Raw genomic sequence first — 24,027 nt, 5'->3', positions numbered from 1 at the left:
CCGGGGCGTGCTGCGGATCAGACCCCGGCCCGCTCCGGCTCCTCGTCCCCGCGCGCCGCGGCCGTGGCGTCCTTCGGCGCCGCCGTGAGCGGGGTGTCGGCGAACGACTCGTCGTGGGTCAGATCCGGCAGCCACCGGAGCCACTTGGGGAAGTACCAGTTGCGCTCGTCCAGCAGCGCCATGACGGCCGGCAGCAGGATGCCCCTGATGATCGTCGCGTCGATCAGCACGGCGGCCGCCAGGCCCACACCCATCTGCTTCATGGACTGCATCGACAGCGTGCCGAAGATCGCGAACACGGCGACCATGATGACGGCGGCGCTGGTCACCACACCTGCCGTCGTCACCACGCCGTGGGCGATGGCGTCCCTGGTCGTCCGGCCCTGCAGCCGCGCCTCGCGGATCCGGGAGACCACGAACACGTGGTAGTCCATCGAGAGCCCGAAGAGGATCACGAAGAGGAACAGCGGCAGCCAGGAGATGATCGCCCCGACCCCCTCCGCGCCGACCAGTGAAGCCCCCCAACCGTGCTGGAAGACCGCGGTGAGGATGCCGTAGGCGGCGCCCACCGACAGCAGGTTGAGCACGATGGAGGTGATCGCGATCGTCAGCGACCGGAAGCAGAGCAGCATCAGCAGGAAGGCGAAGACGACCACGAAGGCGAAGACGGGCACGACCGCTCCGACGATCTGGTCGTTGAAGTCCTTCGATCCGGCGACCTGACCGGTGATCGGTGCCTCGATGCCCCCGACCTTGCCGAGCGTCGCCGGACGCACCGTGTCGCGCAGCAGGTCCAGGCTCTTCACGGCCCGGTCCTGATCGGATCCGCCGACCAGCGGGACGTCGATGACGGCGATGTTCTCCGCGTCGTGCGTCACCATGTCGACCGGGCCCTTCGAGGCGCCCGAGGAGACGGCCTGCCGTCGGAACTCGGCAAGCGCCTGCCGTACCGCTGCGGCGCTGATGTCTTCGGCCCGCACCACGACCCGCGCCGGGTCGGCGCCGCCGGGGAAGGCCTCGTTGAGCCGCTGGTAGGTCTGCACGATCGGCAGCGAGTCGCCGAACTCCTGGTCCAGGGTGAGGTTTTGGGTGTGCATGCCGAGCGCGGGCAGGGCGATCGCGGCCAGCGCCCCGGCGGCGAGCACCAGCGCGGTCCACGGGCGCCGCAGCACCGAACGGAGGACGGCCCGCCACACCCGGCTCTCCCCGCCGGCGTTGTCCTGCGACCGCTTGAGGCGGCGGAGGAAGGGCACCCGGCCCTTCTCGACCCGCTCACCGAGCAGTGAGAGCAGGGCGGGCAGCACCGTGACCGAGCCGACCATCGCGACCGCGACCACCATGAGCGAGGCCAGTCCCATCGCCTCGAACTCGGCGAGTCCGGTGAAGAGCATGCCCGCCATCGCGACACAGACCGTGACACCGGAGACGATGATCGCGCGTCCACTGGTCGCCGCGGCGATCATCAGCGCGGTCTGCGCATCGCGCCCCTTGGCCCGCTCCTCGCGCTCGCGGCGCAGGTAGAACAGGCAGTAGTCGACTCCGACGGCCAGACCGACCAGCAGCATCACCGAGTTCGCCGTCTCGCTCATCGGCTGGAGATGGCTCACCACCCCCATCAGGCCCATGGTCGCGACGATGGCGGTGAGCGCCAGGGCAACCGGCAGCAGCGCGGCGACCAGCGCCCCGAACGCGATGAGCAGGATGCCGAACGCGACCGGTACGGCGGAGAGTTCGGCCCGCCGGAAGTCGTTGCCGAAGGCGTCGTCGAAGGTCTTGCCCATGCTGGCGCCGCCGATCTCCTCGATCGCCAGCCCCTGCTGCTCACCGTCGACCCGCTCCACGGCCTTCAGCACGGGTGCGACGCGCTCGCTCGCCGTCTCGGGGTCGCCGCGCATCTCGAACTGGACCAGCGCGCTGTGCCCGTCCGCCGAAATGGTCTTCGTCGTGTACGGGGAGGTCACCGCGGTCACTTCGCCGGTGGCCTGGACGGCCTTCATCACGGCCGCGACGGCGGACCGGAACTGCGGTGAGGTGGCCTTCAGCGACGTGGCGCCCGTCCCGTCGGACCGGATGAGCACGCTCTCGCCCGCCGGGTCCTTCAGCCCCGCGTCCTCGGTGATCTGCACGGCCCGGCCCACCTCGCCGGACATCTGGTCGCTCTCCTTGACGTCGACCCGCCCCGCCGCGGAGCCGAGCCCCATGGCCAGCACGACGAAGAGCACCCATACGGTCACCGCCGCCCAGCGGTGCCGCGCGCTCCAGCCGCCCGCCCGGGCGGCGATGCCCCTCACCCGCGGCGTCCCCGTGCGCACCGAATCCACTTTCCCCATGACGGGCTTGCCCCCTCCGAGCGGCGCCGGCCCACCGCCGGCGTCTCTGCTTCGAACGTAGGGGCGGAATCAAGCCTTCTCCTCCTGCTCCGTGCCGAGCGGGCGGGCTCTCGTCTCCGCCTTGCGGACCGGTCGGGTCCCGGGACGGATGACAGAGGCCCCTTACACGTAACGGCGGTTGGGGCCGTGCGCCCGACTCGGGTGCCGCTGGCCGGTTTTTTATTACGAAACCTTGTTGAGTAAGTCACAGGCACATGAAGGTCTTGATCTGAGCGCGTCAATGGGCGAGGGTTTCGAGCCAACCCCCGGAGATCTTCCGGCCGAGGGCCAATCCCCCCACAAAGAATGACGAGGAGACCCCTCTTCATGGCAATTCACAAGCGCGCACGCCGGATCAAGCTCACTGCCGGGATCACCGCAGTAGCCGCCGCAGCCGGAGTCACCCTGCTGGGCAGCCCCTTCGCCGGCGCGGCGCCCGCCCCCGCGACGGGGAAGGTCTACGGCGCCGAGGCGGCGACTGCCGTCTCCGGCAGCTACATAGTCATGCTGGACCAGAAGGCCGACAAGGCGAAGCTCGCCAAGGAGTACGGCGGCAAGCTCAAGCGCAACTACAGCTCCGCCATCAACGGCTTCTCCGCCAGCGGCCTTTCGCAGACCGAGGCCAAGCGGCTCGCGGCCGACCCGTCCGTCTCCAAGGTCGTCCAGAACAAGAAGTTCCACATCAGCGCCACGCAGGACAGCCCGCCCTCCTGGGGTCTGGACCGCATCGACCAGGCGGAGACCGCGGGCGACAACGCGTACACCTACCCGGACAGTGCGGGTGAGGGCGTGACCGCGTACGTCATCGACACCGGCGTCCGCACCACGCACAAGGAGTTCGAGGGCCGGGCCAGTTCGGGCTTCGACGCCATCGACAACGACGACAGCGCCGACGACGGCAACGGCCACGGGACCCATGTGGCGGGAACCATCGCCGGTGCGACGTACGGCGTCGCGAAGAAGGCCAAGGTCGTCGCCGTCCGCGTCCTGGACGACTCCGGCTCGGGCACCACCGAGCAGGTGGTCGCCGGCATCGACTGGGTCACCGAGAACCACCAGGGCCCCTCCGTCGCCAACATGAGCCTCGGCGGCGGCGCGGACGAAGCGCTCGACGCCGCGGTCAAGAAGGCCATCGCCTCCGGTGTCACCTTCGCGGTGGCCGCGGGGAACGAGTCGGGCGACGCGGGCGAGGGCTCCCCGTCCCGCGTGCCGGAGGCGATCACGGTCGCCTCGTCCACGGTGGACGACGAGCAGTCCTCGTTCTCCAACTACGGCTCGGTCGTGGACATCTACGCCCCGGGCTCGGACATCACCTCGTCCTGGAACGACAGCGACGACGGCTCCAACACCATCTCCGGCACGTCCATGGCCACCCCGCACGTCGTCGGTGCCGCCGCCGTCTACCTGGCCGGGCACCCGGACGCCACCCCGGCGGAGGTCTCCACGGCGCTGACCGACGGAGCCACCCCGGACGCCATCAGCAACGCCACCGAAGGCACGGCGAACAAGCTGCTGAAGATCGTCGAGTAACGGCTCCACCCCCTGACCGGCGGCCACCGCGCCCTCCCCCACGGGGCGCGGCGGCCGCACGGCTCCGGGCGATCGTCCTATGGTGTGCCCATGACGATGTACGCGGCGCTGCTGCGCGGGATCAACGTGAGCGGCCACAAGAAGATCCCGATGGCCGACCTCCGCGCACTGCTCACCGGCCTGGGCCATGGCGACGTCCGCACCCACCTGCAGAGCGGCAACGCGGTCTTCAGCAGTGCGGCGGACGACGAGAACGCACTCGCCACAGAGCTCGAGCGGGCCATCGAGGAGCGGTTCGGCTTCGACGTGCCGTGTCTGGTCCGGGACGGCAGCTACCTCGCGGCCGTGGCCGACGCCTGCCCCTTCCCCGCCGCCGAGCTCGAAGCCAGGCAACTGCACGTCACCTACTTCGACCGGCCGGTCGACGCCGCACGCTTCGCCCCGCTGGACGCCGCGGCGTTCCTCCCCGAGGAGTTCCGGGTCGGCGAGCGCGCCCTCTATCTCTACGCACCCGACGGACTGGGCCGCTCCAAGCTGGCCGCGGCGCTCTCCCGGCCCTCCCTCAACAAGGGCCTCATCGCCACCTCGCGCAACTGGAACACCGTCACCAGACTCGCGGAGATGACCGGAGGCGACGCGTGAGCGAGCCGTCGCCGGGCGTGGCCGCGGCGGTCGAGGGCGAACTCCGCCTCCTCGACCCGCTGGTCCGGGCCTCCACCGAACTCCTCGTCCAGGTGCTGCACCCCGACTTCCATGAGGTCGACACCGCCGGGCGGCACTGGGACCGCGACACGGTCATCACCTCGCTGATCTCGGGCAGGGCCCCGCGCCCGGGTCCGCTCACCGCCTCACTGATGCGCGGGGTCCAGCTCGCCGACGAGCTCGTCCACGTCACCTTCGACACCGAGGCCAGGGGGAAGCGCGCCCACCGCAGTTCGCTGTGGCGGCTCACCGCGGCGGGGTGGCTGCTCTACTACCACCAGGCCACGCCCTTCGTCACCGGACCGGCAGCCGACGAGTGAGCGGCCCCGTCAGCGACGGACGGCCCGCTGGGCCCGCGCCGTCCACCGGCCGTCGGTGCGGGCGATCCGCACCGGATGGCCGAAGCAGTCGCTGACCTGCTTCGTGGTCAGCACCTCGTCCGCCGCCCCCGAGGCCACACACCGTCCGCCGCGCAGCAGCATCGCATGCGTGGTGGAGGCGGGCAGCTCTTCCAGATGGTGCGTGACCAGCACCGTCGCCAGCTCCGGGTTCTCCTCCCGCAGCGCGTCCAGACTGTCCAGCAGTTGTTCCCGGGCAGCCAGGTCCAGCCCGGTGGCCGGCTCGTCGAGCAGCAGCAGCCGGGGCTGCGGCATGAGGGCGCGGGCGATGAGCGTACGGCCCCGCTCACCCTGCGACAGCGCCGGCCAGCGGGACTTCGCCTTGCCGCCCATGCCCAGCATCTCCAGCAGTCCTTCGGCGCGCTCCCGCTGTTCCGGGCGGGCCGACCAGCGGGGCACCGGCTCGACCGAGTTGGTCAGACCCGTCAGCACCACGTCGTGCACCGTCAGCGGGGAGCGCAGCGGGTGGCGCGGATCGACATGCCCGAGCAGCGTCCGCAGCTCCCGCAGATCGACCCGCCCCAGGGTGCGGCCCAGCACCTCGACCGAGCCCAGGGTCGGATGCGTCTTCGCGCCGAGCAGCCCCAGCAGGGTGCTCTTGCCAGCCCCGTTGGCACCCAGCAGCGCCCAGTGCTCCCCGCCGCGCACCGTCAGCGAGACGGAGTCGAGCAGGACCTTCCCGTCCCGTACGAGACAGACGCCGTCGGCCCTGATCACCGGCACCGAGGTGGTGGGGACAGGAGGTGCGAGGGCGGCGGTGGTGGTCACGTGCGGGTGCTCCTTCATGCGGATGCGAGCGCGTCCAGACGGCTCATGTCCTCGGTGGACAGCAGGATTTCCCGGGCCCGGAGGTTCTCCGTCAGATGGACGGGCGAACCGGTGCCCGGAGTCGGGCACAGTGCGGGGGAGTGGTGCAGCAGCCAGGCGAGGGCGATCTGCCCGCGGGTGGCGCCGTGGCGATCCGCGATCAGGGCGAGCGCGGCGGCGCCCTCCCTGGTCAGCGCGCCGTTGGCCAGCGGGAACCAGGGCAGGAAGGCCAGGCCGTGGGTCTCGCACACCTTCAGTACCGCGTCCGACGAGCGGTCGAGGAGGTTGAAACGATTCTGCACCGAGGCGATCCCGGTCAGGGAGAGCGCCTGCTCCAGCTGCTCGGCGGTAAGGGTGTCCAGGCCGATATGCCGGATCTTACCCTCCTGCCGCAGCGCATCCAGAGTGCCCAGCTGTTCGGCCATCGGCACCTGCGGGTCCAGCCGGTGCAGCTGGTAGAGGTCGATCCGGTCGGTGCGCAGCCGGCGCAGGCTGGCCTCGCACATCGCCCGCAGCTGCTCGGGCCGCCCCGCGATGTGCCAGGCACTGTCACCTGTCCGCACGACGCCGCCCTTGGTCGCGATCACCAGATCCTCGCGATACGGGTGCAGCGCCTCGGCGACCAGTTCCTCGGCCACATCCGGGCCGTAGTTGTCGGCGGTGTCGATCAGGGTGACGCCCTGCTCGACCGCTGCCCTGAGCACGGCCAGCGCATCCTGCCGGTCCCCGCGAGGGCCCCAGTACCCCGGGCCGGTCAGCTGGGCGGTGCCGTAGCCGAGGCGGCGCACGGGGAGTTCGCCGCCGAGGAGGAAGGAGTGGCCGGGCGACGGGAGAGCGGTAGGCATGAGGGGAACAGTAGTCCGGGTGCCCCCTACACCTTCCGGCCGCCGTCTCCGTTGCCCAAGACCGGGGCGGCCGCCGGTCCCGGCGTGCGAAACAGGAGGACCGGGCACTTCCGAGCTTTCCCGCCGAGGTCACCGCCGACGGCCCGGCCGCCGGCTTCGCGCGGGCCCAGGCCCTGAGCGGACGCGATCCGCAGGAGGCCGCCGGATGAAGTGGCCCAGTCCAGCGGCGGCCCAATGGCCCGCAGAATGGGGCCACCGGCTGGCTAGGCTCAGGTCATGACCACTCACCGCAGCCCGGCACCCGGCAGGACCGTCGTCGACTTCTTCTTCGACCCGGCGTGCCCGTTCGCCTGGATCACCTCCCGCTGGATGCTGGAGGTGGAGCAGCAGCGCGACATCGAACTCCGCTTCCACGTGATGAGCCTCCACCTGCACAACATCGGCAACGAGCTGCCCGAGTGGTACCGCACCCTGGTCGACAAGTCGATCGGACCGGTGCGCGTCGCTGCCGCCGCGGCCGAACAGCACGGCGACGGCGTCCTGCGCGACCTCTACACGGCCTTCGGCACCCGGATCCACCGGCAGAAGAACGAGGACTTCGACGAGGTGATCGCCCAGTCGCTCGACGAGCTCGGTCTGCCGGCCGGGCTGGCCGCCGCCGCGCACGCGCAGACGTACGACGAGGCGCTGCGGCGCAGCCATGACGCGGGCAAGGACCCGGAGGCGGACGGGTATGTGGGCACGCCCACCATCCATGTCGACGGGACCGTCTGGTTCGGGCCGGTGCTGCGGGCGGTGCCGCGCGGCGAGGAGGCGGCGCGGCTGTTCGACAGCTTCCGGGTGCTCGCCGGCCACCAGGACTTCTTCGAGCTCAAGCGCACCCGCACGGGCGGCCTCGACGTGGGCTGAGCACGGCCTGGGCGCCCGGCGCCGGCCTACGCGCTGAGCGACGCCGGCCGGGCGGCCGCCGTCCGGGCCCCGTCGTACCGGTCCAGCAGCAGCCGCGCCAGCTCCGGCGACGGGCCCAGCACCCCGGCCAGGACATCCGCGCCGGACTCGGCCGCTCCCGCCGCGATGCGGTCCGGGAGGCGGCCCGGCGCGATGACGTAGGGGGCGACCGCCACGCGGCCCACGCCCTCGGCCCGCAGGGCCCGTACCGCGTCCTCGGTACGGGGAAGGGATGCGGAGGCGAACGCAGGCCGCACGGAACACCAACCGGTGTGCCGCAGCTCCCGCGCGATTTCAGCGATCACTGCGATCGCCTCCGGGTCTGTGGAGCCCGCCGAGGCCAGGACGAGCCCGGTCGAGCCTCTGTCGCCGGGGCGGACCCCGGCCTCGTGCAGCCGCCGCTCCAGCGCGGAGTTCAGCAGCGGCGAGGGGCCGAGCACCTCCGCCTGCCGCACGCGTAGCCGCGGAAGCCTGGTACGGGCCTCCCGCAGCACCGCCGGGATGTCGGACTTGGCGTGGAAGGCCCGGGTGAGCAGCAGCGGAAGAGCCACCACGTCACCCGCGCCCTGTGCGGCCAGCCGCTCCAGGACCCGCGGCACCGACGGTGCGTTGAAGTCCAGGAACCCGGTTTCCACCCGCAGCCCGGGCCGCAGCGCCCGCACCCGCGCGGTGAGCGCGTGCACGGTCGCGGCGTGCCGCGGATCACGGCTGCCGTGGGCGACGACGAGGAGCACCGGAGAAGTCATGACAAGGCTCAGCTCTTGACGAGGAGACCGCGGCTGCGCAGCACCCACCGCTCCAGCGGACTGAAGATGAGCAGGTCGATGGCGATACCGACGATCAGGATCAGGAAGATGGCGAGGAAGACCATCGACATGCTGCTGGTCTCACGGCCCTGCTCCAGCAACTGTCCGAGGCCCACACCGAGATCGGGCGACGAGGCGATGATCTCGGCGGCCATCAGCGAGCGCCAGGAGAACGCCCAGCCCTGCTTCAGCCCCGCCAGATAGCCCGGCAGCGACGCGGGGAGCACGATGTGCCAGGTGCCGCGCAGCCCGGTGGCGCCCAGCGTCTGGCCGGCCCGCAGGTGCAGCGGCGGGATCTGGTCGACGCCGGCGACCAGGCCGTTGGCGATCGACGGGACGGCGCCCAGCAGGATCACCGCGTACATCATCCTGTCGTCGAGCCCCAGCCAGATGACCGCGGGCGGCACCCACGCCACCGACGGCAGCGACTGGAGACCGGAGAGCACCGGGCCGATCGCCGCGCGGATCACCTTCACGCGCGAGACCAGCAGCCCGAGCGGCGTGCCGATGACGAGTGCGAGGAGGAAGCCGAGCAGACCGCGCGAGACGCTGGTCCAGATGTAGCCGAGCAGGGTGCCCTGCGCCCAGGCGTTGGACACCTCGTCCCAGACCTGGGACGGCGAGGGCAGTTTGTAGTCGTCGGTGACCTTCGCCCAGATCAGGATCTGCCAGACGATGAGCACCAGTGCGACGGCCACCACCGGAGGCAGCACCTTCTGCACCAGCACCTGGCGCACCGGCGTCCGGGTCACCCGCACCGCGTCGAGCGCGTCGAGCCCCGCTTCGAGGCCGGCCATGTCCCGGGCGGCGTCCTTCGGCGCGCCGTCCTTGACGGTCGTCTCAGTGCTGGCCATGTCGGCGGATCTCCCCACGCAGTTGTTCGGTGATCTCGACGGACAGCTCCGCCACCGCGGTGTCCTCGATGCGGCGCGGCTGCTCGATGTCGACCGTCCACTCCCGGGCGATGCGGCCCGGCCGCGAGGAGAGCAGGACGACCCGCTCGGCGAGCCGGACCGCCTCCCGCACGTTGTGCGTGACGAAGAGGACGGACACGTTCGTCTCGCGCCAGATCCGGGTCAGCTCGTCGTGCAGCACATCCCGGGTGATGGCGTCGAGCGCGGCGAACGGCTCGTCCATCAGCAGCAGTTGGCTGTCCTGGGCGAGCGCGCGGGCCATCGCCACACGCTGGCGCATACCGCCCGAGAGTTCATGCACCCGCTTGCCGTACGCCCCGCCCAGCCGGACGAGTTCGAGCAGCCGCTCCGCCTCGGTGCGGCGCTCCGACTTCGGTACGCCGCGCAGCCGCAGCGCCAGTTCGATGTTCTTGCCCGCGGTCAGCCACGGGAAGAGGGCGTGCTCCTGGAACATCAGGGCCGGCCGCCCGCCGGGGGTCTCGATGGACCCCGCGGAAGGACGGTCGAGCCCGGCCACCAGATTGAGCAGCGTCGATTTACCGCACCCGGAAGCTCCCAGGAGGGTGACGAACTCGCCGGGAGCGACATCGAGCGTGATGTCGTCCAGGACGAGCTGCTGTCCCTCCGGTCCGGCGAAGGACTTCGAGACGTGGTCGATCCGGGCGGCCTGCCCGACCGCCGTACGGTCCGCGGCCTTGGTGAGCGTGGTCGTCGCCATGGTCGTCACCTCCTGGGAGATCCTGGAACGGTCGGGTGGTTACTTGACGCCGAGACCGGCGTCGGCGACCTCGGGCTTGCCCGCGGCCTTGAGGATCTTGTTCAGCGGCTTCAGGTCGTAGATGCCCGTCAGATCCGTCTCGTCCAGCAGGCCGGCCTTCACGGCGTGCTTGGCCTCCGTGTCGAGCGTGGCGGCCAGCGGGTCATCGGTGAACTGGATCGACTTCCACGCCGGGTCGAGGACGTCCGCCGGCAGTTCCTTGCCGGACAGCGTCTTGAGCGCGGTGTTGGCGGACGCCTTCGCCTTGTCCGGGTTGGCGTTGATCCACGTGTTGGTGTTGACCGACCCGCGCAGCACCGCCTCGACGACGTCGGGGTGCTCGGTGAGGAACTTCTGCGACACGATGATGTTCGTGATCACGAACTTGTTGTCCGGCCAGAGCTTCGACTCGTCGAGGAGCACCTTCGCGCCCTGCGCGACCAGCTTGGACGCGGTCGGCTCCGGGACCCAGGCGCCGTCGATGGAACCGGACTTGTAGGCGTCCGGGGTCACCTTGTTGTCCGTGCGGACGACGGAGACGTCGCCCTTGCCGCTCTGCGCGTCGACCTTCCAGCCCTTTTCGGAGATCCAGTTGAGGAACGCCACGTCCTGGGTGTTGCCGAGCTGCGGGGTCGCGATCTTCTTGCCCTTGAGGTCGTCCAGGGTCTTGACCTTCTTGGGGTTCACGACCAGCTTCACACCGCCGGAAGCCGAACCGCCGATGATGCGAAGGCTCTTGCCCTTGGACTTCGTGAAGCCGTTGATGGAGGGCGAGGGGCCGATGAAGCCGATGTCGATCGAACCGGCGTTGAGCGCCTCGATCTCGGACGGACCCGCGTTGAACGTCGAGGGCTTGACCTCGGTGGAGCCGAGCTCCTTGGCGATGATGCCTTCCTGGATGCCGACCAGGGCGGTGGCGTGCGTGAGGTTCGGGAAGTAGCCGATCTTCACGGTGTCCGTGGAGAGCTTCTTGCCGTCGGAGGAGACGTTCGCCTTCTTGGCGTCGTCGTCCTTCGAGTCGGAACCGTAGCCGCAGGCGGTGAGCGCCACGGCGAGCAGCGGCAGAGCGGCGGCAGCGGCGAGGCTGCGGCGAAGCGTGGTGCTGGGGGCAGGCACGGGAGGATTTCCTCTCGGAGGCCCGGTGCTCACGTCCCTCGGTGGTCCGGGGAGGTGGCCGGGAGGTCGGCAGGTCTTCGTCTGAACTGGCGGTGCAGGCGGTGCTGTTGGTGCTGCCGGGCGCGCAGGCAGTGCGCGTACGTCATCGCGCACATCGCGCAACCCCGCCCTGGCCGCTGCCGAGGGCGCCGCTGCCGACGCGGCCGCCCTCCTTCGCGAAGGTCGAGAAGATGTCGATACTCATCAGAAGTCCCACTCCGCGTCGTCGTCCGCCGGAGCCTCGGCCTGCGTCACGGCGGCGAACGAGGCGCCCGCCATGCCGGCCGAGAGGGTGGTGCCGTCCGCCGGGTCGATCAGGAGGAAGGAACCGGTGCGGCGCGAGTCGGAGTACGCGTCGAGCGCGAGCGGCTCGGCGGTACGCACCACGACCCGGCCGATGTCGTTGGCGACGAGCTGCCCGGGTGCCGGGTGCTGGGAGAGGTCGTCCAGGGTCAGCCGCGACGGGATGTCCTTGACGATCGCCTTGACCGTACGGGTGGTGTGCTTGATCAGTACCCGCTGGCCCACGGTGAGCGGCTGGTCCGCGACGTGGCAGACGGTCGCCTCGACGTCCTGGGTGACGGCCGGCGCGTCGTCCACGGGTGCGATGAGGTCGCCGCGCGAGACGTCGATGTCGTCGGCCAGCCGGACGGTCACCGACTGGGGGGCCCAGGCGATGTCCACGCTGTCGCCCAGCAGGTCGATCCCGGCGATCGTCGACGTACGCCCCGAGGGCAGTACGGTGACGGGCTCGCCGACCCGGAACACACCGGCGGCGATCTGGCCGGCGTAGCCGCGGTAGTCGGGGTGCTCGGCCGTCTGCGGGCGGATCACGTACTGCACGGGGAAGCGGGCGTGGCAGGCGGTGAGGTCATGGCTGACCGGGACCGTCTCCAGGTGCTCCAGGACCGTCGGGCCGCCGTACCAGTCCATGTTGGCGGACGGTTCCACGACGTTGTCGCCGGCCAGGGCGGAGATCGGGATCGCGGTGATCTCCGGGACACCGAGGGAGGCCGCGTAGGCGGTGAACTCCTCGGCTATCGCGGCGAACACCGGCTCCGCGTACTCGACCAGGTCCATCTTGTTGACGGCCAGCACCACGTGCGGGACGCGGAGCAGGGCGGCGACGGCGGCGTGCCGGCGGGTCTGCTCGACGACACCGTTGCGGGCGTCGACCAGGACCACGGCCAGCTCGGCCGTGGAGGCGCCCGTCACCATGTTGCGGGTGTACTGCACATGGCCCGGGGTGTCGGCGAGGATGAACCGGCGCCGGGTGGTGGCGAAGTAGCGGTAGGCGACATCGATGGTGATGCCCTGCTCGCGCTCGGCCCGCAGCCCGTCGGTCAGCAGCGCCAGGTCCGGCGCCTCCTGGCCGCGGTTGCGGGACGCGTGCTCGACGGCCTCCAGCTGGTCGGTGAGGACCGACTTGGAGTCGTGCAGAAGCCGTCCCACGAGGGTGGACTTGCCGTCGTCGACGGACCCCGCGGTGGCGAACCGCAGCAGGGTGGTGGTCGACAACTGCTCGGCGAACTGGGTCGGTGTCGTCATCTTAGAAGTACCCCTCGCGCTTGCGGTCTTCCATCGCGGCCTCGGACATCTTGTCGTCGGCGCGGGTCGCACCCCGCTCGGTGAGCCGGGAGGCGGCGATCTCGGTGATCACGGCGTCCAGGGTGGTGGCGTCGGAGTCGACGGCGCCGGTGCAGGACATGTCGCCGACCGTGCGGTAGCGGACCTGGCGGATCTCGGTCTTCTCGTGCTCCTTGGGGCCGCCCCAGTCGCCCGCGGTCAGCCACATGCCGGCCCGGTTGAAGACCTCGCGCTCGTGGGCGAAGTAGATCTCCGGGAGCTCGATCCCTTCCCGCTCGATGTACTGCCAGACATCGAGCTCGGTCCAGTTGGAGATCGGGAACACCCGGACGTGCTCACCGGCGGCGTGCCGGCCGTTGTACAGCTGCCAGAGCTCGGGGCGCTGGCGGCGCGGGTCCCACTGGGAGAACTCGTCACGCAGCGAGAAGACCCGCTCCTTGGCGCGCGCCTTCTCCTCGTCGCGGCGGCCGCCGCCGAACACCGCGTCGAAGCGGTGCTGCTGGATCGCCTCGGTCAGCGGCACGGTCTGCAGCGGGTTGCGGGTGCCGTCCGGGCGCTCGCGGAGCTTCCCGGCGTCGATGTACTCCTGGACGGAGGCGACGTGCAGGCGCAGCCCGTGCTCGGCGACCGTGCGGTCGCGGTACTCCAGGACCTCGGGGAAGTTGTGCCCGGTGTCCACGTGCAGCAGGGTGAACGGCACCGGCGCGGGCGCGAACGCCTTGAGCGCCAGGTGCAGCATCAGGATCGAGTCCTTGCCGCCGGAGAACAGGATCACCGGCCGCTCGAACTCCCCCGCCACCTCGCGGAAGATGTGCACCGCCTCGGACTCCAGGGAGTCCAGGTGGCTGAGTGCGTACGGATTGGCGGTGCCTTCCGACACAGTCGCGACAGTGGTCACGCTGCACCCCTCTCGCTCAGCAGCGCGTACAGCTCCGCCGCGGACTCCTGCACGGTCTGCCGGTGCGACTCGATCCGCAGATCAGGCGACTCGGGGGCCTCGTAGGGGTCGTCCACCCCGGTCAGCCCGCTGATCTCGCCCGCCGCCTGCTTGGCGTAGAGCCCCTTCACGTCGCGCACCGAGCACACGTCGACCGGAGTGGCGACGTGCACCTCCAGGTACGCGGTGCCCTCGGCCTGGTGGCGCTTGCGGACCGCGTCCCGGCTGTCCGCGTACGGCGCGATGACCGGGACGAGCACCTTCACGCCGTTGGCCGCCAGGAGTTCGGCGACGAAGCCGATCCGCTGGACGTTGGTGTGCCGGTCCTCGCGGGAGAAGCCGAGGCCCGCCGAGAGGAACTCCCGGATCTCGTCGCCGTCGAGCACCTCCACCCGGTGGCCCTCGCCGCGCAGCCGCCCGGCGAGTTCGTACGCGATGGTGGTCTTGCCCGCGCTCGGCAGACCGGTCAGCCAGATCGTGGCTCCCGTCTCCGTCACGCTCATCGAAGTCTCCTGATCAGTCGTCATCAGCCGTGCAGCCCGCACTCTGTCTTGCCGCTCCCGGCCCAGCGGCCGGCCCGGGCGTCCTCGCCCTCCAGCACCCGGCGGGTGCAGGGCGCACAGCCCACGGAGGCGTAACCGTCCATCAGCAGCGGGTTGGTGAGCACGCCGTGCTCCGCGACGTACGCGTCGACGTCCTCCTGGGTCCAGCGGGCGATCGGCGAGACCTTGACCTTCTGCCGCTTCTCGTCCCAGCCGACCACCGGGGTGCTCGCCCGGGTGGGGGACTCGTCGCGACGCAGGCCGGTCGCCCAGGCCGTGTACGAAGTCAGGCCCTGCTCCAGCGGATTGACCTTGCGCAGCTTGCAGCAGAGGTCGGGGTCGCGGTCGTGCAGCTTCGGCCCGTACTCGGCGTCCTGCTCGGCCACGCTCTGCCGCGGCGTCAGGGTGATGACGTTGACGTCCATCACCGCCTCCACCGCGTCCCGGGTGCCGATCGTCTCGGGGAAGTGGTATCCGGTGTCGAGGAAGACCGCGTCCACACCGGGCAGGGCCCGGGAGGCCAGGTGGGCGACGACCGCGTCCTCCATCGAGGAGGTGACACAGAAGCGCCCGCCGAAGGTCCGGGTGGCCCACTGCAGGATCTCCAGGGCGGAGGCGTCCTCCAGCTCCCGGCCCGCACGCTCGGCCAGGTCCTTGAGATCTTCCGCGGTGAGCTCTTCGGTCTGCAGGGTGTGCGTCATATCCCGTCCCCTTCCACGTCGTTGCGCTGCAGCCCCCGGGTCAGCAGACCCAGGAACTTCAGCTGGAACGCCCGGTTGCAGGAGGCGCATTCCCAGGCGCCGTGCCCGGTCTCGTGGGGGCGCAGGTCCTCGTCACCGCAGTAGGGGCAGTAGAACGGTGCCGCGCGCTCGCTCATGACAGCGACTCCGCACTGGCCCGTGCGGCCCAGGTGGCGAAGCGCTCGTCGTCCTCGCGCTCCTTCTGGAAGTTCCCCAGCACCCGCTCGACGTAGTCGGGCAGCTCGGCCGAAGTGACCTTCAGGCCACGGACCTTGCGGCCGAAGCCGGCCTCCAGGCCGAGCGCGCCGCCGAGGTGCACCTGGTAGCCCTCCACCTGGTTGCCCTCGGCGTCCAGCATGAGCTGGCCCTTGAGGCCGATGTCCGCGGTCTGGATGCGGGCGCAGGCGTTGGGGCAGCCGTTGATGTTGATGGTGAGCGGCTCGTCGAACTCCGGCAGGCGGCGCTCCAGTTCGTCGATGAGCGCGGCGCCGCGCGCCTTCGTCTCGACGATCGCCAGCTTGCAGTACTCGATGCCGGTGCAGGCCATCGTGCCGCGGCGGAACGAGGACGGCTTCACCTGGAAGCCGAGTTCCTCCAGGCCGGCGGAGAGCGACTCGACCTGGTCCTGCTCCACGTCGAGGATGATCATCTTCTGTTCGACGGTGGTACGCACCCGGCCCGAGCCGTGTGCCTCGGCGAGATCGGCGATCTTCGCCAGGGTGGCGCCGTCGACCCGGCCGACCCGGGGCGCGAAGCCCACGTAGAACCGGCCGTCCTGCTGCTGGTGGACACCGATGTGGTCGCGCCACCGGCTGCTGGGCTCCGCGGGGGCGGGACCGTCCAGCAGCGGGCGCTTGAGGTATTCGTCCTCCAGCACCTGGCGGAACTTGGCGGGGCCCCAGTCGGCCATCAGGAACTTCAGCCGGGCGCGGGTGCGCAGCCGCCGGTAGCCGTAGTCCCGGAAGATCCCGACGACTCCGGCCCAGACGTCGGCGACCTCGTCCAACGGCACCCAGGCGCCGAGCCGTTCGGCCAGCCGGGGGTTGGTGGAGAGCCCGCCGCCGACCCAGAGGTCGAAGCCGGGGCCGTGCTCGGGGTGGACGACGCCGACGAAGGCGATGTCGTTGATCTCGTGGACCACGTCCTGCACGGGCGAGCCGGAGATCGCGGTCTTGAACTTGCGCGGCAGGTTGGAGAACTCCTTGCTGCCGATGTACCGGTCGTGGATCTCGTCGACCGCCGGGGTCCCGTCGATGATCTCGTCGGCGGCGATACCCGCCACCGGGGAACCGATGATCACTCGGGGGCAGTCGCCGCAGGCCTCCGTGGTGGACAGGCCGACGGCCTCCAGCTTCTGCCAGATGGCCGGGACGTCCTCGATGCGGATCCAGTGCAGCTGGATGTTCTGCCGGTCGGTGACGTCGGCGGTGCCCCGCGCGTACTCGTGCGAGACCTCACCGATCGCCCGCAGCTGCGCCGTCGTCAGCCGGCCGCCGTCGATGCGGACCCGGAGCATGAAGTACCGGTCGTCCAGCTCCTCCGGCTCCAGCACGGCGGTCTTGCCGCCGTCGATCCCGGGCTTGCGCTGGGTGTACAGGCCCCACCAGCGCATGCGTCCGCGAAGGTCGTTGGGGTCGATCGAGTCGAACCCGCGCTTGGAGTAGATCGTCTCAATGCGTGTCCGCACGTTGAGACTGTCGTCGTCCTTCTTGAACTGCTCATTGCCGTTGAGAGGGGTGTAGTGCCCCAGGGCCCACTGACCCTCGCCGCGGTGGCGTCCTGCCTTGCGGCGGGGCGCGGCGGGCGCAGGCTGTTCCGGGGTAGCGGCCATGACAGTACGTCCTTCGGGACTGCAGGAGGGCGGCTCTGAACTGCACACTGGCGTCGAGGCGCGGCGGTGCGCAGGGTTTGCAGAGAAAGGGGGCGCGGCGGTGCTGGTGACTCTCAGCCTGCCGGACAGATGGCGCTGGACATGCGGCCGAGGTCGACGTGGCGTCGACTCACCAAGGCAATTCCAGTTCCAGACATGACGGAAGCGTGTCACGCGAATCTCGGGCCAGTCCACCACGATCCACGATGTGGACGAGACTGTCTCGACAGGTGAAACGCTGTGGCGCCCGTCACTGATGTGGCGGGCGCCTGGCCGTCCGGAAAACCGGACAACCACGTGCATTTCTTACCAGTGGCCTCGTTACGGAAGCAGCGTCCGGCCGGAATCGGGCCAGGGGCCCGGCGAGGCGACCTCGGGCTCCAGCTCGGTCCGGGTGTCGAAGAGCCGGAAGCCGCGGCGCAGGTAGTTGTCCATGGCGTGCGGGCCGTCCTTGGAGCACGTGTGCAGCCACACCCGCTTCGTCGCGGGCCGCTCCGGCCACCGCTGCGCCAGGTCCCAGGCCCGGGCCGCCCCGTACGAGAGCAGATGGCCGCCGATCCGGCGCCCCCGGAACGCCGGTATGAGGCCGAAGTACATGATCTCGACCGCGCCGTCGTCCTGCGGGTCCAGCTCGATGTACCCGGCCGGTGTCCCGTTGGCGTAGGCCACCCAGGTCTCCGCACCCGGACGGTCCAGCGCCTCCTGCCACTGCGCGTACGTCATCGTGAGCCGGTCCGTCCACCGGATGTCACCGCCGACCGCTGTGTAGAGGAAGCGGCTGAACTCGGGCAGCGGCACCTCGGACCGGACGATCCGGACGTCACCCTCCGGTGCGGCCGAGGGCCGCAGATCATCGGGTGAGGTCTGTTCCAGCGACCAGACGGTCACCTCGGAGGTCGGGTCGGCGGCTCGCGCGGGGTTGCTCATGACTGCCAGAGAACCATGCCCCGCGGCCCCGGCCCAAGCCGGTCCCGGTGGGCGGACGCCCCGGACCTGCGAGAACCCCCTCAGGTGGCGGTGGTGCTGCGCGCCGCCACCACCACCGGAGCCTTCGAGCGCGGCAGCAGATCGCCCGGGTGCTCCGGATGGATCACCTCCACCTCGACCCCCTCGCCGAAGCGGTACGGGCGGTGCGCCAGCACCTCCGCGAGATGGCGGCGCAGCCGTGAGATCTCGGCCCGCACCGTCACGGTCCTGGTCGGATCGCCGAAGATGTCCTGCGCCAGCTCGGACGCGGAACGCCCCTCACGGTGCAGCGCGAGCGCGTACAGCAGCTCGGCGTGGCGCGGCGAGAGCCGCTGCGTCCAGGTGCCCACCGGGCTCACCACGTTCACCGCGAGGCTGCGCGGCCGGCTCAGGTCGAGCACGACCCGGCGCGGCGGGCTGTCCATCGCGCCGTCCGCCACCTGCACCAGCCAGCCGCCCGGCAGCGGCTCCACCCGGCACATCCCGAGGGAGGGCAGCCACACCCGGCCCGGCTGCAGGGACTTCGGCAGCGGCAGCCGGTCCACCGGCGGCATCCCGGTGACCGCCGCCAGCCAGCCGTGGCTGTCCACGGCGAGCGCCCGCCCGCCCAGCCGGCACAGCATCGGCGCCGCCACCGAGCGCAGCCGGTCGATCGCCTCCAGGTGCCGGGTCCTCATCTCGCTCTCGGCCAGCCGGGCCACCGAACCGACCAGGGCCAGCGTCATGGGATGGAAGGTGGACGCCGGACCGCTGATGTCGACGATCCCCATCAGCCGGTTGTCCCGCGGGTCGCGCACCGGAGCCGCCGCGCACGTCCAGCCGTGCAGCGTGCGGACGAAATGCTCCGCGGAATGGACCTGCACCGGGGCGCGCGAGGCGAGTGCCGTCCCGATCGCGTTGGTGCCCGTGATCTCCTCCGACCAGGCGGCGCCTTCCTCCAGGCAGATGTCGTCGGCCCGGCGCAGCACTCCCGCGTTGCCCTGGCGCCACAGCACCCGGCCCTCCACGTCGGTGACGACCATGATCTGCTGCGAGGCGTCGGCGATGTCCGCCAGACCGTCGCCGAGCAGCGGCATCACCTCACCCAGCGTGGAACTCCGGCGCCGGTGCTCGATCTCGTCCAGCTCCAGCAGGACGCTGTGCGTGGTCTGCTCCGGATCGATCCCGCTGCGCAGCACCCGGTCCCAGGAGGCCCCGATCTCGGCCCGCGGCGCGGCGGGCATCCGCTCGCCCGCCATCCTCGCCTCACGGGCCCGGTGGACCAGGCGGGCGGCCAGGCGGGCCTCCTGGCCGGCGAGCCGCATCACGTCGACAGGACTCGTCTCCATGCCGGTTTCCCCCTCTTGCCTGTGCCGGACCCCGGTCAAAAGGCCACGGGGCCCCCATCCTGCCGTTGCAAGGACCCTGATATCGCAACTCCACACAATGGTTGCAACCCTCTGCAACTCTGGCGACGGCCCCCCGACCCGTACGAGAGTGGCGCACACCGGACGGCGGGCCCCGGCCCGCGGACCCGGTGTGTACAGCATGGGGGGTGGTGCCGTGTCGGCGCAGCACCACCCCCTGTTGCTACCCGGCGCCCCGCGCGGTGGGCGGGCCCCGGCGGCGTCAGCACTCCACCGGACGCGCCCGTTCCACCACCGCTGCCAGATCGAGGCTGTGCGGCAGCGTCCCGAAGGCCGAGCCCCAGTCCCCGCCCAGACGTGAGGCGCAGAAGGCGTCGGCGACCTCCGGCGTGGCCCAGCGCACCAGCAGCGAGCCCTGCAGCACCAGCGCCATCCGCTCCACGACCCGGCGGGCCCGCGCCTCGATCCCCTGCAGATCGGCCAGCTCGGTCAGCAGGTCCTTGATCGCCCGGTCCAGCCGGTGATCGGCGCCGCGCGCCTTCCCGACCTCCGAGAGGAACGCGTTGAGCGCCAGCGGCTCCCGCTGCAGCGCCCGCAGCACGTCCAGCGCCTGGACGTTCCCCGATCCCTCCCAGATCGAGTTGAGCGGCGCCTCGCGCAACAGCCTGGGCATCCCCGACTCCTCCACGTAGCCGTTGCCGCCCAGGCACTCGAGCGCCTCGCCCACCAACGGCGTGCACCGCTTGGTCACCCAGTACTTCGCCGCCGGCACCGCGATCCGCAGGAACGCCGCCTCACTCGCGGTCCCGGCGTCGTACGCGGCCGCCAGCCGCATCGCCAGCACCGTGGCCGCCTCCGACTCCAGCGCCAGGTCGGCCAGCACGTTGCGCATCAGCGGCTTGTCGACCAGCACCCCGCCGAACGCGCTGCGGTAGGTGGCGTGGTGGACCGCCTGCGCCACCGCCTGCCGCATCAGCGCCGCCGAGCCGATCACGCAGTCCAGCCGGGTCGCCGCCACCATCTCGATGATCGTGCGCACCCCGCGCCCCTCCTCGCCGACCCGGCGTGCCCACGTACCGTCGAACTCGACCTCGGCCGAGGCGTTGGACCGGTTGCCCAGCTTGTCCTTGAGGCGCTGGATCGCGAAGGCGTTGCGGGTGCCGTCCGGCAGCACCCGGGGGAGCAGGAAGCACGTCAGTCCGCCGGGTGCCTGCGCCAGCACCAGGAATCCGTCGGACATCGGCGCCGAGCAGAACCACTTGTGCCCGGTGAGCAGATACTCGCCCTCGCCCGCCAGCGGTTCGGCGCGCGTCGTGTTGGACCGCACGTCCGTGCCGCCCTGCTTCTCCGTCATGCCCATCCCGAGCAGCACCCCGGCCTTCTCCGTGGCCGGCCGCAGCCCCTCGTCGTACACGTGCGAGGCCAGCAGCGGCTCCCACCCGGCGGCCGCCGCCGGATCGGTGCGCAGCGCGGGCACTGCCGCGTGAGTCATCGAGAGCGGGCAGCCGTGGCCCGCCTCGGCCTGCGTCCAGACCAGGAAGCCGGCCGCCCGCCGCACATGACCGCCCGGCCGGTCCCAGGCGTCGGTCAGGCCCGCGGACACGGCGTGGCCGAGCAGCCGGTGCCAGGCCGGATGGAACTCCACCTCGTCGACGCGGTGTCCGTAACGGTCGTGGGTGCGCAGCTTGGGCGGATTCTCGTTCGCCTGCGCACCCCACTTCTGCGCCTGGGCGGAGCCGGCGGACCTGCCGAGCTCGACGAGCCCGTCCCGCGCCTCGTCGAGCAGTTCCGACGGGAGGTGCCGCTCCACGGCTTCGGTGAGCGCCCGGTCCGCGCTGAAGACGTCGTAGCCGAGGAGGGGAGGGCCTGGTTGGACACTGTGTGGGTGGTGGCTGCCATGCCGATACGGTAAGGACGTGCAGGCAGCAAATGAAACACCCGAGCGGCCACCGGGCCGGCTCCACCGGGCGCGCGTCCTCTACCGCAACGTCTCCAAGCGGCAGCTGGTCTGGCAGTTGCTCAAGGACACGGTCAACTCGTGCATGGAGTACCGCATTCTGGGACTCGCCGCCGAGGCGGCGTTCTTCACCCTGCTGTCCCTGCCGCCGCTGCTGCTCGGCCTGATCGGCCTGCTCGGTTACGTCGACGAGTGGACCAGCACCACCACGGTCGCCTCCATCGAGAACAACATCCTCAGCGCCGCGCAGACGGTGCTCTCCCAGCGGGGCGTCAACGACTTCGCCAAGCCCCTCCTGGCGGACGTCACCACCGGCGCCAGGCCGGATGTCATCTCGATCGGTTTCGCGATCGCGCTCTGGTCGGGTTCCCGCGCGGTGAACGTCTTCATCGACACCATCACCGTGATGTACGGCCTCGACGGCCAGCGCGGCATCGTCAAGACCCGGATGCTGGCCTTCCTGCTGTACGTGGTGGCGCTGCTGCTGGGCGCGGTCGTGCTGCCGCTGCTGGTGGTCGGCCCCGACCGGGTCGTCGAGTTCATCCCCTGGGGCACCGAGCTCATAAGCGTCCTGTACTGGCCGCTCGTGATACTGCTGTCCATCTCCTTCCTGACGACGCTCTACCACGTGTCCGTCCCCGTCCGCTCGCCCTGGATCGAGGACACCCCGGGCGCCCTGATGGCGCTCGCGATCTGGGTGCTCGGCAGTTTCGTGCTGCGGATCTACCTCACCAGTACGGTCGAGGGACCCACCATCTACGGTTCGCTCGCCGCCCCGATCGCCGTTCTGCTGTGGATCGGCATCTCCGCGTTCGCGGTGCTGGTGGGAGCCGCGGTCAACGCGGCCATCGACCGGGTGTGGCCCTCGGTGGCGACGGCAGCGGCGCGTGCGGCCAACGAGCGGGTGCGCGCCGTCCAGGCGGCGGAGTTCGTGGCCCGGACGCAGGCGGAGGGCTGGGACGACGGCGCGGACGACGAGGGGGACTACGGGGACGAGGGGGACAGCCCCTACATGCCGTCCGAGTTCCCGGAGCGGTGGTCGCGGTTCCTGCCGCCCGACGACGTGAAGTCCAGGCTGCAGCCGAGCCGCGAGAAGGAGCCGGAAAAACCGCACCAGCCCGACGAGTGAGCGCGGCCGCGCGGCGGTCAGCCGACGGCGGGGGCAGGCGGTGCCGGCGGGGCCGGCGGGGCCGGTGAGGTCTGCACGGCCTGGGGCGCCGACGTTGCCGGAACCGGCTGTGGTGTCGAACCGGGTGACCACGACAGCTTGACCGTCAGATGGCCCTCCACCGAGCTTTTCGCGATCACGGCCCCGGCCTCGGTGGTGATCTTCACACCGAACTCGATCTCCACGCCGTCCGGCTTCAGCGTGCCGTCCCGGAACACCGCGAGCGCCGATTCCGCCGCGGCCCGGATGCCCTGGAGCGCGCTGTCGAACGTGCGCCCCGACCGGGCCAGGGAATTGCCGTCGCGCGCGACCAGCTGCGCACCCGGGGCGTGCCGGTCGACCTCGACCACCACCGTCGCACCGCTGTCGGTGGTGAACTCCATCAGTGCCGCCATGACCGCCCCCGGGATGCCGATTCGGCCCGTACTCCGTCAGTCGACGAGACTAGTGGCATGGGCGACAGGTACGAAGAGCGCGCCTCGCGGGTGGACGGCGCGAAGGTCTGGACCCTGACCGTGCCCCGGGGCGCGGTCCATCCGGTGCTGCCCGACGGCTGCATGGACCTGCTCTGGATCGGCGGCCGGCTGCTCGTCGCGGGCCCGGACACCCGCACGGAACCCGCCTCCGCGAGCGACGGCGGCAGCTGCGCGGGAATCCGCTTCGCCCCCGGCACGGCGCCCGCCCTCCTCGGCGTACCGGCGCACGAGATGCGCGACCGCAGGGTCGCGCTGGCCGGGCTGTGGCCGGACGATCAGGTCCGGGAGCTCACCGAGCGGGTCGCCGAGGCCGAGGACCCGGCTGGCGCCCTGGAGGAGATCGCCCTGGCCCGGGCGGCCGCTGTCGCGCCGCCGGACCCGGCGATGCGGTTCGTCGCCGGACAGCTGGACCGCGGCCGGTCCGTCGCGGACACGGCGCACGCGGTGGGTCTCGGCGCACGCCAGCTGCACCGCCGGTCGCTGGCGGCCTTCGGATACGGGCCCAAGACGCTCGCCAGGGTCCTGCGTCTGCAGCGGGCGCTGGCCCTCGTACGTGCCGGAACGCCGTACGCCGAGGCCGCGCTCGCGGCGGGCTGTGCCGACCAGGCGCATCTCGCGCGGGAGATGCGTGAACTGGCCGGCACCACCCTGACCGAGTACTTCGCGCCTTAGGGATTCTCGTCCGGATCATGCCGGGCTCGTCGGGCCAGGGCCCGATCCGGGCGCAGCCCCCTCAGCCCGCGGCGGCGAACAGCGACACCGCGCAGCCGTCCGGGTCGAGCACCACTGCGTAGCGCTGCCCCCACACGGCGTCCCACGGTTTCAGATGGCTCCGGTATCCGGCGCCGGTCAGCTCGTCGTGGACCGCGTCGACCTCCGCCGGGCTGTCGCAGAGGAAGGCGAGCCCGAGGCGCTCACCGCCCTTCGGCCCCGACCACTCGGGGTCGAAGGAGCGGACGACGTCCTCGGTGTCCCAGAGCAGGCGCTGCCCGCCCGGGAGCGTCACTTCGACATGGGGTGCGGATTCCGCGTCGGCGGGGATGTCGAGGCCGAGCCGGCGGTAGAAGGCGAGCGATGCGGCCAGATCCGCGGTGGTGATGCCGATCGCGTCGAGTCGTGGAGTCATGATCCGACGGTAGGGCGGGCGCCCCCGAGAGGTCTTGTACGAATCGGTCGTGTCCCCGCCCCGCCCGTCGGCTCCGCCGCG

General features: G+C 71.1%; 24 protein-coding genes and 1 pseudogene. 6 read left to right on the top strand and 19 right to left on the bottom strand.

Going from position 1 to position 24,027, the window contains the following annotated elements; all coding sequences use genetic code 11:
• Window positions 1-17: 17 nt before the first annotated feature.
• The gene (locus LNW71_RS04075) at window positions 18-2,330 is read right to left on the bottom strand and encodes an MMPL family transporter (RefSeq protein ID WP_250966966.1); all 2,313 of its coding nucleotides are present in this window, start codon (window positions 2,328-2,330) and stop codon (window positions 18-20) included.
• Between the two features lie 366 nt (window positions 2,331-2,696).
• Between LNW71_RS04075 and LNW71_RS04070 the strand changes: the two genes are divergently transcribed.
• The 3 genes from LNW71_RS04070 to LNW71_RS04060 all read left to right on the top strand — a co-directional run bounded on the left by LNW71_RS04070 (window position 2,697) and on the right by LNW71_RS04060 (window position 4,921).
• Window positions 2,697-3,899: a S8 family peptidase gene (locus LNW71_RS04070; protein WP_250966965.1), complete on the top strand. Its 1,203-nt coding sequence runs from the start codon at window positions 2,697-2,699 to the stop codon at window positions 3,897-3,899.
• Between the two features lie 90 nt (window positions 3,900-3,989).
• The gene (locus LNW71_RS04065) at window positions 3,990-4,541 is read left to right on the top strand and encodes a DUF1697 domain-containing protein (protein ID WP_250966964.1); all 552 of its coding nucleotides are present in this window, start codon (window positions 3,990-3,992) and stop codon (window positions 4,539-4,541) included.
• Complete coding sequence (locus LNW71_RS04060) at window positions 4,538-4,921, top strand: nuclear transport factor 2 family protein (protein WP_250966963.1); 384 nt, start codon at window positions 4,538-4,540, stop codon at window positions 4,919-4,921. The genes LNW71_RS04065 and LNW71_RS04060 overlap by 4 nt, the downstream gene beginning before the upstream one ends.
• 9 nt (window positions 4,922-4,930) lie before the next feature.
• On the opposite strand, the gene LNW71_RS04055 is transcribed toward LNW71_RS04060, so the two are convergent.
• Entirely contained in the window at window positions 4,931-5,767 is an 837-nt protein-coding gene (locus LNW71_RS04055; protein WP_250966962.1) for an ABC transporter ATP-binding protein, read from the bottom strand.
• Window positions 5,768-5,781: 14 nt separating this feature from the next.
• Window positions 5,782-6,651 (bottom strand): aldo/keto reductase, encoded by an 870-nt coding sequence (locus LNW71_RS04050; protein ID WP_250966961.1) that lies wholly within the window; start codon window positions 6,649-6,651, stop codon window positions 5,782-5,784.
• Window positions 6,652-6,927: 276 nt separating this feature from the next.
• Here LNW71_RS04050 and LNW71_RS04045 point away from each other — a divergent pair, with 276 nt between their 5' ends.
• Complete coding sequence (locus LNW71_RS04045; RefSeq protein WP_250966960.1) at window positions 6,928-7,560, top strand: DsbA family protein; 633 nt, start codon at window positions 6,928-6,930, stop codon at window positions 7,558-7,560.
• 26 nt (window positions 7,561-7,586) lie between these two features.
• On the opposite strand, the gene LNW71_RS04040 is transcribed toward LNW71_RS04045, so the two are convergent.
• The 14 genes and pseudogenes from LNW71_RS04040 to LNW71_RS03980 all read right to left on the bottom strand — a co-directional run bounded on the left by LNW71_RS04040 (window position 7,587) and on the right by LNW71_RS03980 (window position 21,118).
• Window positions 7,587-8,345 carry a sirohydrochlorin chelatase gene (locus LNW71_RS04040; RefSeq protein ID WP_250966959.1) on the bottom strand — a complete coding sequence of 253 codons (759 nt, stop codon included), beginning with the start codon at window positions 8,343-8,345 and terminating at the stop codon, window positions 7,587-7,589.
• Window positions 8,346-8,353: 8 nt separating this feature from the next.
• A complete protein-coding gene (locus tag LNW71_RS04035; protein ID WP_250966958.1) occupies window positions 8,354-9,259 on the bottom strand; it encodes an ABC transporter permease in 906 nt (301 codons plus the stop codon).
• The gene (locus tag LNW71_RS04030; protein ID WP_250966957.1) at window positions 9,246-10,037 is read right to left on the bottom strand and encodes an ABC transporter ATP-binding protein; all 792 of its coding nucleotides are present in this window, start codon (window positions 10,035-10,037) and stop codon (window positions 9,246-9,248) included. Before LNW71_RS04030 ends, LNW71_RS04035 begins: the two co-directional genes overlap by 14 nt.
• A gap of 39 nt (window positions 10,038-10,076) precedes the next feature.
• Entirely contained in the window at window positions 10,077-11,192 is a 1,116-nt protein-coding gene (locus LNW71_RS04025) for an aliphatic sulfonate ABC transporter substrate-binding protein (protein ID WP_250966956.1), read from the bottom strand.
• Window positions 11,193-11,435: 243 nt separating this feature from the next.
• On the bottom strand, window positions 11,436-12,779 hold the full coding sequence (locus LNW71_RS04020; protein ID WP_250966955.1) for a sulfate adenylyltransferase subunit 1: 1,344 nt from the start codon (window positions 12,777-12,779) through the stop codon (window positions 11,436-11,438).
• 1 nt (window position 12,780) lies between these two features.
• Window positions 12,781-13,716: a sulfate adenylyltransferase subunit CysD gene (gene cysD / locus LNW71_RS04015; RefSeq protein WP_250966954.1), complete on the bottom strand. Its 936-nt coding sequence runs from the start codon at window positions 13,714-13,716 to the stop codon at window positions 12,781-12,783.
• On the bottom strand, window positions 13,713-14,282 hold the full coding sequence (cysC, locus tag LNW71_RS04010) for an adenylyl-sulfate kinase (protein WP_285802038.1): 570 nt from the start codon (window positions 14,280-14,282) through the stop codon (window positions 13,713-13,715). Before cysC ends, cysD begins: the two co-directional genes overlap by 4 nt.
• Window positions 14,282-14,998 carry a phosphoadenylyl-sulfate reductase gene (locus tag LNW71_RS04005; protein WP_250966952.1) on the bottom strand — a complete coding sequence of 239 codons (717 nt, stop codon included), beginning with the start codon at window positions 14,996-14,998 and terminating at the stop codon, window positions 14,282-14,284. The genes cysC and LNW71_RS04005 overlap by 1 nt, the downstream gene beginning before the upstream one ends.
• On the bottom strand, window positions 14,995-15,174 hold the full coding sequence (locus tag LNW71_RS04000) for a hypothetical protein (protein WP_250966951.1): 180 nt from the start codon (window positions 15,172-15,174) through the stop codon (window positions 14,995-14,997). The genes LNW71_RS04005 and LNW71_RS04000 overlap by 4 nt, the downstream gene beginning before the upstream one ends.
• Complete coding sequence (locus tag LNW71_RS03995) at window positions 15,171-16,868, bottom strand: nitrite/sulfite reductase (protein ID WP_250966950.1); 1,698 nt, start codon at window positions 16,866-16,868, stop codon at window positions 15,171-15,173. Before LNW71_RS03995 ends, LNW71_RS04000 begins: the two co-directional genes overlap by 4 nt.
• Window positions 16,869-16,981: 113 nt before the next feature.
• The gene (locus LNW71_RS36820) at window positions 16,982-17,065 is read right to left on the bottom strand and encodes a putative leader peptide (protein WP_309500612.1); all 84 of its coding nucleotides are present in this window, start codon (window positions 17,063-17,065) and stop codon (window positions 16,982-16,984) included.
• Between the two features lie 163 nt (window positions 17,066-17,228).
• On the bottom strand, window positions 17,229-17,834 hold the full coding sequence (locus LNW71_RS03990) for a GNAT family N-acetyltransferase (RefSeq protein WP_250966949.1): 606 nt from the start codon (window positions 17,832-17,834) through the stop codon (window positions 17,229-17,231).
• Between the two features lie 80 nt (window positions 17,835-17,914).
• Entirely contained in the window at window positions 17,915-19,201 is a 1,287-nt protein-coding gene (locus LNW71_RS03985) for a helix-turn-helix domain-containing protein (protein ID WP_250966948.1), read from the bottom strand.
• Between the two features lie 280 nt (window positions 19,202-19,481).
• Window positions 19,482-21,118 (bottom strand): annotated as a pseudogene (locus LNW71_RS03980) (acyl-CoA dehydrogenase family protein).
• A 17-nt stretch (window positions 21,119-21,135) separates the two neighbouring features.
• Here LNW71_RS03980 and LNW71_RS03975 point away from each other — a divergent pair.
• Window positions 21,136-22,305 carry a YihY/virulence factor BrkB family protein gene (locus tag LNW71_RS03975; RefSeq protein WP_250966947.1) on the top strand — a complete coding sequence of 390 codons (1,170 nt, stop codon included), beginning with the start codon at window positions 21,136-21,138 and terminating at the stop codon, window positions 22,303-22,305.
• Window positions 22,306-22,322: 17 nt separating this feature from the next.
• Here LNW71_RS03975 and LNW71_RS03970 read toward each other — a convergent pair whose 3' ends face one another.
• Window positions 22,323-22,739 carry a CU044_2847 family protein gene (locus LNW71_RS03970; protein ID WP_250966946.1) on the bottom strand — a complete coding sequence of 139 codons (417 nt, stop codon included), beginning with the start codon at window positions 22,737-22,739 and terminating at the stop codon, window positions 22,323-22,325.
• Between the two features lie 57 nt (window positions 22,740-22,796).
• On the opposite strand from LNW71_RS03970, the gene LNW71_RS03965 reads away from it, so the two are divergent.
• A complete protein-coding gene (locus LNW71_RS03965) occupies window positions 22,797-23,492 on the top strand; it encodes a DUF6597 domain-containing transcriptional factor (protein ID WP_250966945.1) in 696 nt (231 codons plus the stop codon).
• Between the two features lie 61 nt (window positions 23,493-23,553).
• Here the strand turns inward: LNW71_RS03965 and LNW71_RS03960 are convergent, their stop codons facing one another.
• Window positions 23,554-23,946 (bottom strand): VOC family protein, encoded by a 393-nt coding sequence (locus tag LNW71_RS03960; protein ID WP_250966944.1) that lies wholly within the window; start codon window positions 23,944-23,946, stop codon window positions 23,554-23,556.
• Between the last annotated feature and the right edge of the window lie 81 nt (window positions 23,947-24,027).

Source organism: Streptomyces sp. RKAG290, assembly GCF_023701695.1.
Classification (GTDB): domain Bacteria; phylum Actinomycetota; class Actinomycetes; order Streptomycetales; family Streptomycetaceae; genus Streptomyces.
This window is presented reverse-complemented; position numbering and strand designations above follow the sequence as displayed.